The following is a 17072-nucleotide window of genomic DNA, read 5'->3' as shown; positions in this document are numbered from 1 at the left end:
ATGACGGCGGGATCAGACGGTCTTGGCTCGACAAAGGAGTGGACAGTCGCCCAAGCTGCCCCCCTTATGGACGCCCCTCTCGTTCCGCCAGAACCATGTCGACGCGGTCGAGTTGTGCCTTGGCGTAGCCGCTCAGCGCTATTCCGCCATTGTTCGTTCGAATCCAGTGCACAGCCTGCTTAACCCGCTCGTAGTGCCCAAGTTCGATTTCGCAGGCAATCAGCGCGAGGATTCGAACTGCGAAGGGCTGTGTGAATTCGTAAGGTTTGTCGAGCAACTCGCTATGTCCGGCGACGTAACTGGCGAGGTCCGGGTTCTGAGCCCTGATCCGTCGCGCCAGCTCGACATATTTCCCCAGCAACCTATCTATGCTCGTCTGGTCAAGGTGCTCAAAGTAACGAGCATAAGCTTTCAGCTCATTGTTAAATATCGTTTCAGGATGAAACTGCGACAGTCCGGGCCAGATCCATTTTTTGCCGTACAGCCTTTCAAGCAACGGCCTGACGGTAAGAAAGTCCAGGTAAACGAGCATGTTCAAATGAACATCGCCATGGCTTGCAGTAAAGGCCTCTTCGAGAATCAGGCTGATATCGTCGCTCCGGTCGACTTCGAAGACGCCTTTCCGGATGCGGCGAAAGCCATGTCCCGTCATGAACGTATCGAGATACTTACGCACTTCGCCAACGGCCAAAGACAAGGTTCCACTCCCTCTCTGTTGCGCATCGTGCCTTGCTAGCGGCCTATTAGTCCATCCAAAGCGCGCCTTGTTTCCTAACGGCCAAAGGATAGCGCGCTTCGGGCTCGCTTCCATTTGGTTAGTTCAACGCTGGCTATTCTTCACGCCCCTCTGCGTTGATTGCAAATTGCGCGGCGAAAGCCCGGATATAAGCCGGCCGAGCTTCCCCGCGCGCTACATAGGCAGCCAAGTGTTGATATTCGTCCAAAATGCCTGACATTCTTAGTCGCAGCAGCACCGATACCATCAATAAATCGCCTGCGCTGAACGTATCATCGAGCCAGTCGGCGACGCCCAAGTGGGCCGAGAGTTTGTCCAGCCGAGCGCGAACACGGTCCTTTACCAACGGCAAGCGCTCCTCGCTCCAAGGCTTGTCACGTTCGAATATTCTTGCCGTCGTTAATTCGAGGATCGTCGGCTCGACGGTGTTAAGTGCGGCAAACATCCACGTGATCGCACGCGCGCGGGCATTGCGATCCTTCGGCGGCAATCCCGCATGCTGCTCAGCAAGGTGAAAGACGATCGAGCCGGTTTCGAACAGCGAGAGAGAACCTTCCTCATAGGTGGGGATCTGGCCGAAGGGATGGATGGCCAGATGGCCAGGCGCCTTCATTTCTGCGAAGGAAACAAGACGAACCTCATACGGCTGCCCCACTTCTTCGAGCGCCCAGCGAACGCGCGTATCGCGCGCCAGTCCCTTGCCGCCATCGGGCGATCGTTCAAATGCTGTGATAGTGATTGTCATCGCGTCCGTTTCCTTGCTGGGCAAATTTCCTCGGCTTCCTATCGTGAGACGAATGAGCCTCCCCGAAATCGACATCGGTCTTGACCTATTTCATTGCTGGCGCCCTCGTGGGGAGATTGGCAGCTTCTGTGTCGCTTCTCACTTGCCGTAACCCTCCATCTCCATCATGTATCGACAAACAAGAGCGACGGGATATGCGTTTGACCATCCCCAACATGATCACGATCATGCGCTTCGTGCTGGTGCCGGCCGTGGTGCTGGCCATGCTGCAGGAACGCTGGGACTGGGCCTTTGCCGGCTTCCTCATTGCCGGCATTTCCGACGGCGTCGACGGCTTCATCGCCCGTCATTTCAACCAGTTTTCCAGGCTCGGCGCCTATCTCGATCCGATGGCCGACAAGCTGCTGCTGGTCTCGGTTTTCGTGGTCCTGGGCTTCAGCGGCGAACTGCCGCTGTGGCTGGTCGTTACCATGGTGTCGCGCGACGCACTGATCGTCTGCGCCGTGCTTTTATCCACCGTCATGGCGCATCCGGTCGAGATGAAGCCGCTCCTGGTGTCGAAGGCCAACACCGCGATCCAGATCGTGCTGGCGGCAGTGGTGTTGGGCGAACTCGCCTTCGACATCCGTCTCGATCCGCTGAGGCCGGCCCTCATATTGCTGTCCGGGGTCTTGACCGTGGCTTCGGCCGCGGCCTATCTCGTGGCTTGGCTGAGGCATATGAGCGGCTATGGCGAAGGCTCCACACCCGGCACCTGAACACGGGGCACCTGACCACCGGGCACCTGACGAACGGTCCATCGACGCCGAGGCCGAAGCCGCGGCAGCGGAGGCTGCGGCATCGGCGTCGTTTCGCCGCCAGATCCGCTTCTGGCTGGTCAGCGCCATCATCCTCGCCGTCTTCCTTTATGTCTTCAGCGGCATCCTTCTGCCCTTCGTTGCCGGCATGGTGCTCGCCTATTTCCTCGATCCTGTGGCCGACCGGCTGGAGCGCCTCGGCCTGTCCAGGCTGATGGCGACGGTGGTCATCCTCATCGCCTTTATCGTCGTCCTGGTGCTGGCCGTCGTCATCCTGGTTCCGGTGCTCGCCTCGCAGATGGCTGATTTCGCCAGCAAGCTGCCGGACTATCTGACCCGGCTGCAGGGCCTGATCACCAGCTTCGACCCGAAATGGCTGGAAGAAAAATTCGGCGTCGACGCCAACGGTCTGCGTGAAGGCTTGAACTCGCTGCTGACCTCCGGCTTCGGCCTCCTGACCACCGTCTTCACCTCGATCTGGAGCTCCGGCGTGGCGCTGGTCTCGGTGGTCAGCCTGTTCGTGGTGACGCCGGTCGTCGCCTTCTACATGCTGCTCGACTGGGACCGCATGGTGGCAATCGTCGACAGCTGGGTGCCGCGCGACTATGTCAAGACCGTCAGGGCGATCGCCAGGGACATCAATACGGCAACCGCCGGCTTCGTGCGCGGACAGGGCACGCTGTGCCTGGTGCTGGGCGCCATGTATGCCACCGGCCTGACGTTGACGGGCCTGAATTTCGGCATCCTCATCGGCCTGTTTGCCGGGCTGATCTCGTTCATCCCCTATGTCGGCTCGCTGACCGGCCTGGTGCTGGCCGTCGGCGTCGCCTTCGTCCAGTTCTGGCCGGACTGGACCATGATCGCGGCGGTGGCCGGCGTGTTCTTCGTCGGGCAGTTCATCGAGGGCAATATCCTGCAGCCGCGGTTGGTCGGCAAAAGCGTCGGTCTGCATCCGGTGTGGCTGATGTTTGCGCTGTTTGCCTTCGGCGCGCTGTTCGGCTTCGTCGGCCTGCTGATTGCCGTGCCGGCTTCCGCCGCCGTTGCCGTTCTGGTGCGTTTCGCCATCGCCCGCTATCTCGAATCGCCGCTCTACAAGGGCCATGCCGACGAGCCGGTGCCGCCGCTGCAGGTGCGGCGCCGCGGGGGCGCGCGCGGTTGAGCCAGATGCCGGACAAGATCGATCCGCCGCGTCAATTGCCGCTCGATCTAGGCCACGGCACCGGCTATTCGCGCGACGAGCTCGTCGTCTCCAGCACCAACAGCCAGGCGGCGGCGCTTGTCGACCGCTGGCCGGACTGGCCGTCGCCGGTTGTCGTGCTGGCCGGGCCGGCCGGCTCGGGAAAAACCCATCTGGCCTCGATTTGGCGGACCCGCGCCGACGCCGTGAAAGTGGAGGCCGGCCGCATCGGCGACTGCATCGAAAACCTCGGTGCGCATCCGGCCCTGATCGACGATATCGATGCCGAACCGATCGATGAGCACGGCCTCTTCCACCTGATCAACGCGGTGCGCGGCGCCGGCTCGAGCTTGCTGTTGACGGCGCGGCGCTTCCCGTCCGCCTGGGGCGTCAGGCTGCCCGACCTGGCGTCGCGGCTGAAGGCGGCGGCTACCGTCGAGATCCACGAACCCGACGATCTTCTGCTGGCCGGCGTCATCACAAAGCTGTTCGCCGACCGCCAGGTCGAGGTCGAGCCGCATGTCGTGCAATATCTGGTGCGCCGCATCGAGCGCTCGCTGGCCACTGCCATGCGGGTGGTCGAACGGCTCGACCGCACCGCGCTCGAGCGCAAGACGCCGATCACCCGCGCCCTGGCAGCCGAGACGGTCAGCGCCATGGACGAAGGGCAGGGCGAGTTCGAGATTTGACGATTCCAGTTCCGCCACTGTCCCATTTCGGGAACAAAAGCTGGCATCTGTCTTGCAGCAAAGAGCTTGCCGGCTAATCCCGGTCCTGATTGCGTATCAAATCAGGTAGTAGGCTCGCCGGGAGATGGGTGGTTGGGGTTCTCTTCCCGGCGAGCTTGCCATATGCGGCGATCCGACCAGTCGCCTTGAAGTGTGATTTTCTCGCCAGCTGATAGCGATATTCTCAACGCTGTCGGTCTTGCCTGGAAATAATATCGGCGACGTATTTTGATCGAGAGCCGTCCCACCCGCAGGCCGTGCATCGGCCGCTTTCGAAATTATGTTCGCAGTTTGGATATCCATAGAGCAGAGATGCGCATTCGGCACATAGACTGGCCATTGCGCTGCTGTCGGAAAAATATGTGCTGCCGCACTCATCGCAGGTCGCGATTGGTCGGTCCGTCATTGCTCTAGCCTCGCTACCGTTTCAGACCGATCGTCTCCCCCAAGCGCCGCTTGTTCCACGCCAAAGCGCCGGCGGTAATCGCCAGGCACGAGGCCGGTTATCCTGGCGAATACCTTGCGGAAGGAGCCGGGATCGTCATAGCCGACCTCCCAGGCGATCTGGTCGATCGCTCGTATCGTGGTTTCCAGCATCTCGCGCGCCTTGCCGACCCGCAGGTGCTGGCAATATTCGGTCGGCTTGAGGCCGGTGGCGTTGCGGAAGCGCCGCAAAAAAGTCCGCTCCTCCAGCCCGGCGTGATCGGCCATGGCGCCAAGCGTCACATCGCGCGCGCCGTTCGCCTGCAGCCAGTGCTGCACCTTGAGAATCGCTTCGTCGCCGTGGGTCAGCCGCGGCGCAAACGGACTGTAAAAACGTTGCTCGCGGCCCGGCGGGTCGACCAGCATGAAACGCGCCGTGTCCATCATGACGGCTGACCCGAGCACCCTGTCCACCAGCTTCAGGCCGAGATCGGTCCAGGCCATGTAGCCGCCCGCGGTGATGATGTCGCCATCGTCGATGACCAGCCTGTCGGCGTCGAGCAGGATGTCGGGAAAGCGTAGCGCCAGCGCGTCGCGATAAGCCCAGTGCGTCGTCGCCGCACGGCCGGACAACAGGCCGGTTTCGGCAAGCACGAAAGCGCCGGCACAGACCGAACCGAGCGTCGCGCCTGCCGTGTGGCGATCCCTGAGCCAGCCGGCATAGGGCGCGGCTGCTTCCCGAGCGATCGGATCTCCCAAGGTCGGCGGGAGGATAACCATGGCTGGTTCATTGTCGGCGCCGGGGTCGCTGTCGAAGGTGCGGACTACGGTGTGGCCCGCGTCCTCCAATTGCCAATGACTGACGCGAAGCCTCGCCGCCTCGGGCGACCGCTCGACAGCCAGCCGGTTTGCCAGCATGAAAAGATCGGTCAGGCCGAGCACGGCTGCTTCCTGCACACCGGGATACAAGACAAGGCCGATTTCGATCAGATCACGCGCCGCCGTCATTTGTCAGTTTTGCCACGTTGAATGTCCGTTTTGCCAATGCTCACCCTGACCGCACTGTTATAATTTGTCCAGCTGAAGGGGGCTAAAAGCTTCCCTGTTACCCCCCGACTTTTTCATCAAGGAGTAGAACCATGAGCACATTCACCACCCATGACGGCACCGAGATTTTCTACAAGGATTGGGGCAAGGGCCAGCCGATCGTGTTCCATCACGGCTGGCCGCTGAGCTCAGACGACTGGGACAACCAGATGCTGTTCTTCCTCGAAAAGGGCTACCGCGTCATCGCACATGACCGCCGCGGCCACGGCCGCTCGTCGCAGACCGCGACCGGCAACGACATGGACACCTACGCCGCCGATGTTGCGGCGCTGGCGGCGCATCTCGATCTCAGGGGTGCGATCCACATCGGCCACTCGACCGGTGGCGGCGAGGTGGCGCGTTACGTCGCGCTCTATGGCGGCGGCGGCCGTGTTGCCAAGGCGGTGCTGATCGGCGCCGTGCCGCCGATTATGGTCAAGACCGACAGCAATCCCGGCGGCTTGCCGATTGAAGTCTTCGACGGTTTTCGTGCCGCCCTGGCCGCTAACCGCGCCCAGTTCTACAGGGACGTGCCGGCCGGCCCGTTCTATGGCTTCAACCGCGAGGGCGCCAAGGTCTCGCAAGGCGCCGTCGACAATTGGTGGCGCCAGGGCATGATGGGCGGAGCCAAGGCCCATTACGACTGCATCAAGGCGTTCTCGGAGACCGATTTCACCGACGACCTCAAGAACATCGAGGTTCCCGTCCTGATCATGCATGGCGACGACGACCAGATCGTACCGATCGCCGATTCCGCGCTGCTTGCGGCCAGGCTGGTGAAGCACGGCACGCTCAAGGTCTACAAGGGCCTTCCGCACGGCATGTGCACCACCCACCCGGAGATCATCAATCCGGATCTGCTGGCCTTCATCCAGGGCTGACGGCTTACATGTCGGACGGGCAGCGCGGGCTCGTGCTGTCCGTCCGTCGCTTAAACATGACCGGCGACGGAGACACGCTTGAGCGTGATCCACTTGCGCTGCCGACGAGATTCGCTTGGTGAATGGTCGGAGTGGAGAGATTCGAACTCCCGACCCTCTGGTCCCAAACCAGATGCGCTACCAGGCTGCGCTACACTCCGAACGGTCTGTTGCCTAGTGATTTCAGCCCGCCAAAGCAAGCGTAAAAAGCCATCGGCCTTGCTGCCGACGGCATTGCGCAGTAATGACGGGCTAGTGCATGGCCAGAGAACAGTAATGTGGTCTCGGGGTCGTGTGCTTGCAACCAGCAATGAGGTGGTCATGTCAGCCCGCATTTTCAGCCCAGCCAAAACCGCGATGCAGTCCGGCAAGGCCAAGACCGGCTATTGGGTGCTGGAATTCGATCCGGAGCAGCGCAAGAAGATCGATCCGCTGATGGGCTACACCACGTCCGGCGACATGCGAAGCCAGATCAGGCTGACCTTCGACACCAGGGAAGAGGCGGTGGCCTATGCCGAGAAGGAAGGGCTCGCTTTTCGCGTCGAGGAGCCGAAGGAAATCAAGCGCCGCCAGATTTCTTATGCGGAGAATTTCCGCTATGACCGCAGGACGCCCTGGACGCATTGACGGCCATGCCGGCCCGTGCCGGCGCCAAGAACAAATCAGCCGGTCGTGCGGCCGGCCAGCGGTCCCGTAGCTCAGCTGGATAGAGCACCGGCCTTCTAAGCCGATGGTCACAGGTTCGAATCCTGTCGGGATCGCCAATATTTTCAATGTCCATTCCGGACAGGTTCACTCGCCAGTCGCACAGGATTTCCAACACATGACAGCGATGGGCGCGGCGGCATTGCTGATCCTTGTCCTGACCTATGCCGGCGTCGCAATCGGCAGGATACCCGGGCTGCGCCTCGACCGGGCAGGGATCGCGCTGCTCGGCGGTGCGGCGATGATCGCCATCGGCGCGCTCGACATGGAGGACGCCTACCGCGCCATCAGCTTCGACACCATCACGCTTCTGCTCGGCATGATGATCGTCGTGGCGCATCTGAAAGTGTCGGGCGCCTTTCGCGCGCTCGGCGGGTTCGCCATCGAGCATGCGCATGCGCCGTTCATGCTGCTGGTGATGGTGACGCTGTTGACCGGCGTCCTGTCGGCGTTCCTGGTCAACGACGCCATCTGCCTGGTCATGGCGCCGATCGTCGTCCATGTCACCCGCGTCATCAACCGCAATCCGGTTCCCTATCTGATCGCCACCGCCACGGCGTCCAATTGCGGCAGCGTCGCCACCATCACCGGCAATCCGCAGAACATGGTCATCGGCGCGCTGTCGGGGATTTCCTATCCGGCCTTCTCGGCGGCGCTGGCGCCGGTCGCGGCGTTCGGCCTCGTCGCCGTCATCGTCATCATCCGCATCGTCTACCGCGCCGAATTTTCGCGCAAGGCCGAGCTCAGCCCCGAAGTCTATCGCGGCCGCATGCTGCCGGGGCAGGTGGTGAAGGCGGTGGTCGTCTGTGTCGGTTTGGCGATCGCCTTCTTCGCCGGCGTTCCAGTCGCCAAGGCAGCGCTGATCGGCGGCGCCATTCTTCTTTTGACCCGCGCCATCAAACCTGAGCGCATCTATCGCGAGATCGATGGGCCGCTGCTGTTCATGTTCGCCGGGCTGTTCATCGTCGTCGCCGGGGCGGAGAAGACGCTGCTGACGCCCGACATCGTCGCCTCGGCAAAGGACCTCGGGCTGAATGATGTCTGGCGGCTGTCCGGCTTCACCGCAGTGCTGTCCAACATCATGAGCAATGTCCCGGCCGTGCTGGCGCTGAAGCCGTTCGTGCCCGGACTGGAAAACCCCGAGCGGGCCTGGCTAGTCGTCGCCATGAGCTCGACGCTGGCCGGCAATTTCACGCTGCTCGGCTCGGTCGCCAATCTGATCGTTGCCGAGCACGCGCGGGTCTCCGGCAAACCGCTGGGCTTCATCGCCTTCTTCAAGGTCGGCCTGCCGTTGACGCTGGTCACGCTTCTTGTAGGGACGGCATGGCTGGCGGCCTAAAGCGCGTCGCATTCGACGGCCTCATGCGACACGCATTGGGCTGTTGTTTATGCATGTCGTTATCGCAAAACCGCTGCACACTTTTGCGCGACATGCATCAGCCAGTCAGGGCGATGTCACCGTCAGATGGCCTCTCATGTTGGGATGGAAGCGGCAGAAATAATCGACCGATTCCGCCTTCTTCACCGTCAGGCTCGCCGCCTTCTTCGGCGGGATCATCACTTCCCAGGCGCCGTTGACGGTTGCCGTGTGGGCGAACACGTCCTTGTTTACCCACCTGATCGTGTCGCCGACCTTCGCCTCGATCTTTGCCGGCGAAAACACAAGCTTCTCGATCGTCACCTCGATGGTTTCGGCCTTGGCCGGCGCGGCAACCATGGCCAATGCCAGCGCAACCCACAGATGCCGCCTCGACATCATCGGCCCAATCCTCACTTCAGCATGCCGGCGACGTGTTCGGCGTGCTGTTCGTGGCCCTGGAATATTTTCAGGCCGGTTTCCAGCAGGCTTTTCAGCTCGGCATTGCTGGCCGACGGAATCAGCAGTGTTTCGAGCGCGCCATTGACCTGCTTGTGGTAGGCCACCTCGCTGGCGACATAGGCCTTGTCGAACGCCGCGCCCTTGAGCTTGGCAAGCTTGGCACGTTCTTCGGCCGCTGCCTTGGTCAGCGCCTTGCTGGTCGGATTATCCTCAGGCGTGACCTTGAGCTTCTTGACCAGGTCGAGAGCCTGTTTGTTGACCGCCTCGTGATCTCGCACCATGTCCTTGGCGAAATCCACGACCTCCTTGTTCTTCGATTTCTTCAGCGCCTGCTTGGCCGCCTCGACGTCAAGCACGCCCGCTGTGTAGGCGATATGTGCGATCTGCGGATCGGTCGGTTTGTCGGCAGCTTGCGACAAGGGCGCTGCGCTAAGCAGGAAAACTGCGGCCAGTGCCGTGGTCGATCGAATAAACATGATGCTCTCCTTCGCCCCGACGCGGAACTGCATCGGGCTTCGTTTTCAGTGATGCTCATTGGATGCAGGTCGCCGCCAAACGTTCCCGCGAAAATCGGCGCGGCCTATCCGGAAAGACCAAGCCGCTGCATCACGGCATTGGTCAGCCGTTCGCAGCGCCGGCCCGCGAAGGGAAAGGCGTCGAGCAGCACCGGGCCGATCTGGTCGTCCAGCGCCTTGCGCACCAGCGCGCGGGCGCGGTGCAGCCGGGTCTTGATGGTTTCTGGTCGCACGCCAAGCAGTTCGGCGGTTTCCTCGATGCTCAATCCCTCGATGACGCGCGCCACGAACACCATCCGGTAGACATCGGGAAGACTGTCGGTTGCCCGTTCGACAAGCTCAAGGATCTGCCGTTGCGCCATCGTCCGCTCCGGATCGTCGCTCGGGTTGAGGGGAAACCGGATGATTTCGGCTTGCGGGTTTTCAGGCATCGCTACCATTCGCCGCCTTTTGCGCAAGCGGCCGAGCGCTTCGTTGATGACGATACGCGATAGCCACGTGGCGAGCGAGGCATCGCCGCGAAAGGCCTCGAGATGGGCAAAGGCGCTGACATAGGCCTCCTGGACGATGTCCTCGGCCTCGCTGTCGTTACGCACGACGCCTCGGGCGATGCGGTAGAGCCTTTGGTTGTGCGTCTTGATGATGGTGCGGAACGCATCGCCATCACGTGCCAGCGCGCGGCCGACAAGCTGCATGTCGCCCGAAGCGGCGGGCGTTGCCGTCAACGCAGCAGGCATAGCCGATCTCCTGATAGGCTTCTCATCGCGACATTGGATGCATCGGCCGACAAAAGGTTCCCGACTGATCCCGCCGGCCAGCCTCAATCCGTGTCAAGGACTGGCAGAGGCTATTCTACCGCCTTCACCACACCGCCGCCTCTATTTTGTAGAGCCGTATCATCGCCCGATCGGTCGCCATGATATCGCTCAGGATCGCAATTTTTCCAGGCTGTTACGCCGATTTTCTGACTCAGTTTGAAAAGGTGCTGGCTCAGGCCCCAGCGGCCGCCGCCAGCCCGCGCGCCAGGTCGGCCTTCAAATCCCCTACATCCTCGAGCCCGATCTGCAGGCGCACCAGCGGCCCGTCATACGGGCCCTTGGCGATGGTGCGGTCGCCAAGGAATACCGGCACGGCAAGGCTCTCATAGCCGCCCCAGGAATAGCCGAGGCCGAAAAACTTCAACGCGTCGAGGAAGGCGTGCTGCTGCTTCTGTCCGCCGCCCGCGAGAACGATCGAGAAGATGCCGCTCGATCCGCAAAAATCGCGCTTCCATATGGCGTGGTCGGGATGACTGGGCAGCCCCGGATGCAGCACCTGCGCTACGCCCGGCTGACCCTCCAGCCAGCCGGCGAGGGAAAGCGCGCTCTTTTGATGATGCTCCAGCCGCACGCCCATCGTGCGCAGGCCGCGCAGCACCTGGTAGACGTCGTCAGGCCCGGCGCAGCAGCCCATCGTGTTGAACGTCTCGAAAAGCTGCTTCCAGCAGTCCGCATTGGCCGACACCGTGCCGAGCAGCACGTCGGAATGGCCGGCCGGGTATTTCGTCGCCGCGTGGATCGAGATGTCGACGCCATGGTCGAGGGGGCGAAAGTAGAGCGGCGTCGCCCAGGTGTTGTCCATCATGACGATGGCGCCGGCGGCATGCGCTGCCTTGGCGATGGCCGGTATGTCCTGCACCTCGAAAGTGTTGGAGGCCGGCGATTCGGTGAACACCACCTTGGTGTTGGGCTTGATCAGCGCCGCGATGCCGGCGCCGATGCGCGGTTCGTAATACTCGACCTCGATGCCCAGCCGCTTCAGCATCGTGTCGGCGAAGTTGCGGGTCGGATGATAAACGGAATCGACGATCAGCAGATGATCGCCGGCCGACAGGAATGCGAGCAGCGGCAGCGTCACCGCCGCCAGGCCGGACGGTACCGCGACCGTGCCTGCCGAACCTTCCAGCGCATCGATCGCGCTGTTCAGCGCATCGGTGGTCGGCGTGCCGCGCGTGCCGTAGGTGTATCTCTGGCTGCGTGAAGCCATCGCCGCCGCATTGGGATAGAGCACGGTCGAGGCATGCACCACCGGCGGATTGACGAAGCCGAAATAGTCATGCGGGTTGTTGCCGGAATGGGCGAGCCGCGTGTTGACGCCCATCTCGCTGTCGTCTTTTGCCATTGCTTTTCGTCCCATGGGTTGGTCGTTAGCCATAGTGCGGCGGCATTGGCCGCGCAACCGCACCGCACCCGCCAGGCCAAGGTCTTGAATATGCCAATTCAGCAACGAGCCGTGGATCCGCGGGAAGGCTGCCAAGTGCGCTTGGCAACTCACGGTCGGACTTTGCCGGCTTTATTGGCGCGCTGACCAATTTGCGAGCGCGTTTGTCTGCAATTTCAGGCATTTCAGGCGGTTGGTTTTCAAAGTCTTTCGGATTTGGTCATTTCCCTTGACCTCACAGGAATAATCGCCTTCGATGTTGTTCGTGAATGGGAGGCAGCGCGTCGGTGACGATGCGGGATTCCGGTAACGGGCCGGGATACTTAGCTGCGTTCACACGGGAAAAAATCAGGTTCGCCTGGAAAAAACAGAAAAGGGTCAGTGGGTCATGAAACACATTGCAATCGGCCTTTTGGGCGCCGCCGCGTTTGGATTCGCGGCTTCGGCCGCATCGGCGAGCACGCTCGACGATGTCAAGGCGAAAGGCTTCATCCAGTGCGGCACCAATACGGGTCTTGCTGGCTTCGCGGCGCCTGACGACAAGGGTGAATGGAAAGGCATCGATGTGGATTTCTGCCGCGCCGTGGCGGCCGCCGTCTTCGGCGATGGCACCAAAGTCAAGTTCACGCCGCTCAGCGCCAAGGAGCGGTTCACCGCGCTGCAGTCGGGCGAGGTCGACATCCTGTCGCGCAACACCACCTGGACCATCAACCGCGATACGGCGCTTGGCCTGAACTTCGTCGGCGTCACCTATTATGACGGTCAGGGCTTCATGATCAACGCCAAGAAGCTTCCGGGCGTGAATTCGGCACTGCAGCTTTCGGGCGCGGCGGTGTGTGTGCAGAGCGGCACCACGACCGAGCTCAACCTTGCCGACTATTTCAAGTCGAACAAGATGGAGTACAACCCCGTCGTTTTCGAAAAGCTGGATGAGGTCAACGCCGCATATGACGCCGGCCGCTGCGACGTCTACACCACCGACCAGTCGGGTCTCTACGGCATTCGCCTGACGCTCAGCTCGCCGGCCGACCACGTCGTGTTGCCCGAGATCATCTCCAAGGAGCCGCTTGGGCCGGCCGTGCGCCAGGGTGACGACCAGTGGTACCACATCGTCAAGTGGACCTATTTCGCGCTGCTCAACGCCGAGGAACTGGGCATCACCCAGGCCAATGTCGACGAGATGAAGAACTCGGACAATCCCGAGATCAAGCGCGTGCTCGGCCAGGAAGCCGACACCAAGATCGGCACCGATCTAGGTGTCTCCAACGACTGGGTCGTCAACATCGTCAAGGCCGTCGGCAATTACGGCGAGATGTTCGAACGCAATGTCGGCTCCGGCAGCCCGCTGAAGATCGCCCGCGGCATCAACGCGCTGTGGACCAAGGGTGGCCTGCAGTACGCTCCGCCGATCCGCTGATCGAAAATGGATCCGGAAGGCAGATCGTCTGCCTTCCGGTCTCTCTTTCCAGGGGACTGTCGAATGGCATCGCAGGAAGTTCTTCGCGAGGAGCCAAGCCGCGGTTCCTTCATCAATGATCCGCGCGTCCGCGGCATATTCTTTCAAGCACTGGTCCTCGTCCTGCTGGTAGCGGGTGTCTGGTGGGTTACCCACAACGTCATCGCCAATTTGACGCGGCTGCATATCGCTTCCGGCTTCGGCTTTCTTAAGGGCCGCGCCGGCTTCGACATCAGCGAAAGCGCCATCGCTTATTCATCGGATTCGACCTATTTCCGTGCCATCCTGGTTGGCTTTATCAACACCGTCATCGTTGCTGTCGTCGGCATCATCACCGCCACCATCATCGGTTTCATCGTCGGCATCGGCCGGCTGTCGCATAACTGGCTGATCAGGAAGATCTGCACCGTTTATGTCGAGGTGTTCCGCAACATCCCACCGCTGCTGGTCATCTTCTTCTGGTATTCCGGCGTGCTCGCCGTGCTGCCGCCGCCGCGCGAGAGCATCAATCTGCCGTTCGGCTCCTTTCTCAACCAGCGCGGCTTCTATTTTCCCCGCGCTATATGGGGCGAGGGCTCCTGGCTGATCCTGGTCGCACTGCTCCTCGGCATCGCCATGGCCTGGTTCGTCGCCCGCAAGGCGCGGCAGCGGCAGATGGCGACGGGTCAGCCGTTCCCGGTGTTCTGGACATCCATGGCGTTGATCGTCGGCCTGCCGTTGCTGGCCTACGCGCTGAGCGGCTTTCCGCTGAGCTTTGAATTTCCAAAGCAGTCGACCTTCAATCTCGTCGGTGGCTTTCAGGTCAGGCCCGAGTTCCTGTCACTCTATCTGGCGTTGTCCTGCTATACGGCCGCCTTTATCGCCGAGATCGTGCGCGCCGGCATCAGGGGCGTCAGCGCAGGCCAGACCGAGGCGGCCGCGGCACTCGGGCTGCGCTCGGGATCGATCCTCAGGCTTGTCGTCGTGCCGCAGGCGATGCGCATCGTCATTCCGCCGCTGACCAGCCAGTATCTCAACCTGACCAAGAATTCCTCGCTCGCCATCGCCATCGGCTATCCGGACCTGACGGCGACGGCCGGCACGGTCTTGAACCAGACCGGGCAGGCAGTCGAAGGCGTGGTGATCATGATGGCGGTGTACCTGGCGCTCAGCCTGATCACGTCGGCGATCATGAACGTCGTCAATGCCAGGATGGCGCTGGTGGAGAGGTAGGGCCATGCAAGAGCACGATATGTCCTGGGTGCGGACGGAGATGGCGCTGGCGCAGCCGGCGCCGTCGAGCGAGCGCGGCCTCACCGCCTGGGTCCGCAAGAATCTGATCGCATCGACCGGCGACGCCATCCTGACCATCATCGGCATCGTGCTGGTTGCCATGATCCTGCCGCAGATCGTCAATTGGGCTTTCATCAACGCCCAGTGGACGGGACCGGACCGCACGGTCTGCGCCACCGTGGCGCAGGGCGGCATCCAGTCGGACGGCTGGACCGGCGCCTGCTGGGCTTTCGTCAACGCCAAGTTCGGCCAGTTCATGTTCGGCCGCTATCCCCTGGAAGAGCGTTGGCGCCCGATCCTAGTCGCCATCCTGTTCGTGGCGCTGCTGGTGCCGCTGCTCGTTCCGCGCGTACCGCGCAAGGGGCTGAATGCCATTCTTCTCTTTTTTGCACTGCCGGTCGTCGCCTTCGTTCTGCTGATCGGCGGCATGTTCGGCCTGCCCTATGTCGAAACCCCGCTCTGGGGTGGACTGCTGGTGACACTCAGCCTGTCCTTCGTCGGCATAGCTGTGTCGCTGCCGGTCGGCATCGTGCTGGCGCTCGGCCGGCGCTCGAACATGCCGATCGTCAAGCTGCTGTGCGTGATCTTCATCGAGACGGTACGCGGCATCCCGTTGATTACGGTGCTGTTCTTTGCCAGCGTGATGCTGCCGCTGTTCCTGCCGGCCGGCGTCAGCTTCGACAAGTTCCTGCGCGCGCTGATCGGCGTGTCGCTGTTTGCCGCCGCCTACATGGCCGAAGTGGTGCGCGGCGGCCTGCAGGCGATCCCCAAAGGCCAGTATGAGGGCGCCGATTCGCTCGGCCTCAGCTACTGGCAGAAGATGGGTCTGGTCGTCATGCCGCAGGCGCTGAAGCTGGTCATTCCCGGCATCGTCAACACCTTCATCGGCATGTTCAAGGACACCAGCCTGGTCATCGTCATCTCGATGTTCGACCTCCTCGGCATCGTCAAGCAGAACTTCTCCGACGCCAATTGGGCGACGCCGCAGACGGCCAGATCCGGCCTGGTGTTCGCGGCGTTCATCTTCTGGCTGTTCTGCTTCGGCATGTCGCGCTATTCAATGTACACGGAACGCCGTCTCGACACCGGCCACAAACGCTAAAAAAGGGGACCTTGTCATGGCCATAGAAAACGCCGTCAGCGCGGAAGAGATCAAGGTCAATGCCGCCAAGATGCACATTTCCACCACCGATGTCGCCATCGACATCATCGCCATGCACAAATGGTACGGCGAATTCCATGTGCTGAAGGACATCAATCTAAAGGTGATGCGCGGCGAGCGCATCGTCATCTGCGGCCCGTCGGGCTCCGGCAAATCGACGATGATCCGCTGCATCAACCGGCTGGAGGAACACCAGAAGGGCAAGATCATAGTCGACGGCAAGGAACTGACCAACGATCTGAAGAAGATCGACGAGGTGCGCCGCGAGGTCGGCATGGTGTTCCAGCACTTCAACCTGTTCCCGCATCTGACCATCCTGGAGAATTGCACGCTGGCGCCGATCTGGGTGCGCAAGATGCCGCGGAAACAGGCCGAGGAAATCGCCATGCATTTCCTCAAGCGCGTCAAGATCCCGGAACAGGCCAACAAATATCCCGGCCAGCTTTCCGGCGGCCAGCAACAGCGCGTGGCGATCGCCCGCTCGCTGTGTATGAACCCGCGCATCATGCTGTTCGATGAGCCGACCTCGGCTCTCGATCCGGAAATGATCAAGGAAGTGCTGGAGACGATGGTCGGGCTGGCCGAGGAAGGCATGACCATGCTCTGCGTCACCCACGAAATGGGCTTTGCGCGCAAAGTCGCCAACCGGGTGATCTTCATGGACCAAGGCCAGATCGTCGAGCAGAACACGCCGGCCGAGTTCTTCGACCACCCGCGCCATGAGCGCACGAAGCTGTTCCTGTCGCAGATCCTGCACTGATCCTGTACGCCGGTTCGGGACAAGACCGGCGGACCGGGCTCTCTGTCTTGCTCGGACCTTACGCGTATTCGACGAGCGGTGATGCTCGGGAGGATCTGCCCTTTGGTCGATGGCGAGCAGCGGCAATTATCTTAGCACCCACAATCCTGCGACAATTGCCGCATATCGTGCAGCCTTGCCCAATGCGACAAGCATCACGAATATGCCGAGATGCATGCGGGCCGCGCCTGCCGCGACAGTGAAGGCGTCCCCGACGACCGGCAGCCAGGCGAATAGGAGCAGCCACGCGCCAAAGCGGCGAAAGCTCCGGCTGGCCCGCTGGTATCGTTCACGGGTGATGGGAAACCATCGCCTAGATTTCAGCGTATCGATGCCACGGCCCAGCGTCCAGTTCACCACCGAGCCGAGCGTGTTGCCGATTGTGGCGACCGCAAGCAGTAGCACCGGATCGCCACGGCCGCCGGCGATCAAGCCAGCGAGCACAACTTCCGACGAGACCGGCAAGATGGTTGCGGCGAGGAATGCGCTGGTGAACATGGCGCCATAGATTGCCAGTGCAGCCACGTCGAGCG

General features: G+C 61.8%; 18 protein-coding genes and 2 tRNA genes. 11 read left to right on the top strand and 9 right to left on the bottom strand.

Annotated elements, in window-relative coordinates; all coding sequences use genetic code 11:
* Window positions 1-64: 64 nt before the first annotated feature.
* Both NKI29_RS12675 and NKI29_RS12670 read right to left on the bottom strand, forming a co-directional pair.
* Window positions 65-697: a hypothetical protein gene (locus tag NKI29_RS12675; RefSeq protein ID WP_352569720.1), complete on the bottom strand. Its 633-nt coding sequence runs from the start codon at window positions 695-697 to the stop codon at window positions 65-67.
* Window positions 698-830: 133 nt separating this feature from the next.
* Window positions 831-1481: a glutathione S-transferase family protein gene (locus NKI29_RS12670; protein WP_352796378.1), complete on the bottom strand. Its 651-nt coding sequence runs from the start codon at window positions 1479-1481 to the stop codon at window positions 831-833.
* 200 nt (window positions 1482-1681) lie between these two features.
* Between NKI29_RS12670 and NKI29_RS12665 the strand changes: the two genes are divergently transcribed.
* Genes NKI29_RS12665 through hdaA form a run of 3 tightly spaced genes read left to right on the top strand, consistent with a single transcriptional unit; the run spans window position 1682 to window position 4144 of the window.
* Entirely contained in the window at window positions 1682-2239 is a 558-nt protein-coding gene (locus NKI29_RS12665) for a CDP-alcohol phosphatidyltransferase family protein (protein WP_023677645.1), read from the top strand.
* A complete protein-coding gene (locus NKI29_RS12660) occupies window positions 2211-3437 on the top strand; it encodes an AI-2E family transporter (RefSeq protein WP_352569723.1) in 1227 nt (408 codons plus the stop codon). Before NKI29_RS12665 ends, NKI29_RS12660 begins: the two co-directional genes overlap by 29 nt.
* A gap of 5 nt (window positions 3438-3442) precedes the next feature.
* Window positions 3443-4144: a DnaA regulatory inactivator HdaA gene (gene hdaA / locus NKI29_RS12655; protein ID WP_352569823.1), complete on the top strand. Its 702-nt coding sequence runs from the start codon at window positions 3443-3445 to the stop codon at window positions 4142-4144.
* Between the two features lie 441 nt (window positions 4145-4585).
* On the opposite strand, the gene NKI29_RS12650 is transcribed toward hdaA, so the two are convergent.
* Window positions 4586-5614, bottom strand: a complete 1029-nt coding sequence (locus NKI29_RS12650; protein WP_352569724.1) for a GlxA family transcriptional regulator — start codon at window positions 5612-5614, stop codon at window positions 4586-4588.
* 131 nt (window positions 5615-5745) lie between these two features.
* Between NKI29_RS12650 and NKI29_RS12645 the strand changes: the two genes are divergently transcribed.
* Complete coding sequence (locus tag NKI29_RS12645) at window positions 5746-6573, top strand: alpha/beta fold hydrolase (RefSeq protein ID WP_352569725.1); 828 nt, start codon at window positions 5746-5748, stop codon at window positions 6571-6573.
* Between the two features lie 123 nt (window positions 6574-6696).
* Here the strand turns inward: NKI29_RS12645 and NKI29_RS12640 are convergent.
* Window positions 6697-6773: transfer RNA gene (locus NKI29_RS12640), tRNA-Pro, on the bottom strand.
* A gap of 160 nt (window positions 6774-6933) precedes the next feature.
* On the opposite strand from NKI29_RS12640, the gene NKI29_RS12635 reads away from it, so the two are divergent.
* The 3 genes from NKI29_RS12635 to NKI29_RS12625 all read left to right on the top strand — a co-directional run bounded on the left by NKI29_RS12635 (window position 6934) and on the right by NKI29_RS12625 (window position 8656).
* Entirely contained in the window at window positions 6934-7239 is a 306-nt protein-coding gene (locus NKI29_RS12635) for an ETC complex I subunit (protein WP_023677641.1), read from the top strand.
* Between the two features lie 60 nt (window positions 7240-7299).
* A tRNA-Arg gene (locus NKI29_RS12630) sits at window positions 7300-7376 on the top strand.
* A gap of 59 nt (window positions 7377-7435) precedes the next feature.
* Window positions 7436-8656 (top strand): anion transporter, encoded by a 1221-nt coding sequence (locus NKI29_RS12625; RefSeq protein WP_352569726.1) that lies wholly within the window; start codon window positions 7436-7438, stop codon window positions 8654-8656.
* 105 nt (window positions 8657-8761) lie between these two features.
* Here NKI29_RS12625 and NKI29_RS12620 read toward each other — a convergent pair whose 3' ends face one another.
* From NKI29_RS12620 to NKI29_RS12605, 4 genes are all read right to left on the bottom strand, one after another.
* Entirely contained in the window at window positions 8762-9073 is a 312-nt protein-coding gene (locus NKI29_RS12620; protein WP_352569824.1) for a cupredoxin domain-containing protein, read from the bottom strand.
* Window positions 9074-9087: 14 nt separating this feature from the next.
* Complete coding sequence (locus NKI29_RS12615; protein ID WP_023677638.1) at window positions 9088-9612, bottom strand: DUF4142 domain-containing protein; 525 nt, start codon at window positions 9610-9612, stop codon at window positions 9088-9090.
* Window positions 9613-9716: 104 nt separating this feature from the next.
* Window positions 9717-10388 carry an RNA polymerase sigma factor gene (locus tag NKI29_RS12610; protein WP_023677637.1) on the bottom strand — a complete coding sequence of 224 codons (672 nt, stop codon included), beginning with the start codon at window positions 10386-10388 and terminating at the stop codon, window positions 9717-9719.
* Window positions 10389-10641: 253 nt separating this feature from the next.
* Entirely contained in the window at window positions 10642-11811 is a 1170-nt protein-coding gene (locus NKI29_RS12605) for a cystathionine beta-lyase (RefSeq protein WP_352569727.1), read from the bottom strand.
* A gap of 427 nt (window positions 11812-12238) precedes the next feature.
* On the opposite strand from NKI29_RS12605, the gene NKI29_RS12600 reads away from it, so the two are divergent.
* The 4 genes from NKI29_RS12600 (at window position 12239) to NKI29_RS12585 (ending at window position 16500) form a co-directional block, all read left to right on the top strand.
* On the top strand, window positions 12239-13267 hold the full coding sequence (locus NKI29_RS12600; protein ID WP_023677635.1) for an amino acid ABC transporter substrate-binding protein: 1029 nt from the start codon (window positions 12239-12241) through the stop codon (window positions 13265-13267).
* A gap of 63 nt (window positions 13268-13330) precedes the next feature.
* Complete coding sequence (locus tag NKI29_RS12595) at window positions 13331-14518, top strand: amino acid ABC transporter permease (RefSeq protein ID WP_023677634.1); 1188 nt, start codon at window positions 13331-13333, stop codon at window positions 14516-14518.
* Window positions 14519-14522: 4 nt separating this feature from the next.
* Window positions 14523-15680 carry an amino acid ABC transporter permease gene (locus NKI29_RS12590; protein WP_352616744.1) on the top strand — a complete coding sequence of 386 codons (1158 nt, stop codon included), beginning with the start codon at window positions 14523-14525 and terminating at the stop codon, window positions 15678-15680.
* Between the two features lie 70 nt (window positions 15681-15750).
* Complete coding sequence (locus tag NKI29_RS12585) at window positions 15751-16500, top strand: amino acid ABC transporter ATP-binding protein (protein ID WP_031212005.1); 750 nt, start codon at window positions 15751-15753, stop codon at window positions 16498-16500.
* Window positions 16501-16626: 126 nt separating this feature from the next.
* On the opposite strand, the gene NKI29_RS12580 is transcribed toward NKI29_RS12585, so the two are convergent.
* Window positions 16627-17064 carry a YqaA family protein gene (locus NKI29_RS12580; RefSeq protein WP_352796375.1) on the bottom strand — a complete coding sequence of 146 codons (438 nt, stop codon included), beginning with the start codon at window positions 17062-17064 and terminating at the stop codon, window positions 16627-16629.
* Window positions 17065-17072 lie beyond the last annotated feature (8 nt).

Origin of the sequence: Mesorhizobium sp. M0678 (assembly GCF_040320505.1) — a bacterium.
Taxonomy (GTDB): domain Bacteria; phylum Pseudomonadota; class Alphaproteobacteria; order Rhizobiales; family Rhizobiaceae; genus Mesorhizobium.
The sequence above is the reverse complement of the archived record's forward strand: the minus strand, read 5'-3'. Positions and strand labels throughout refer to the sequence as shown.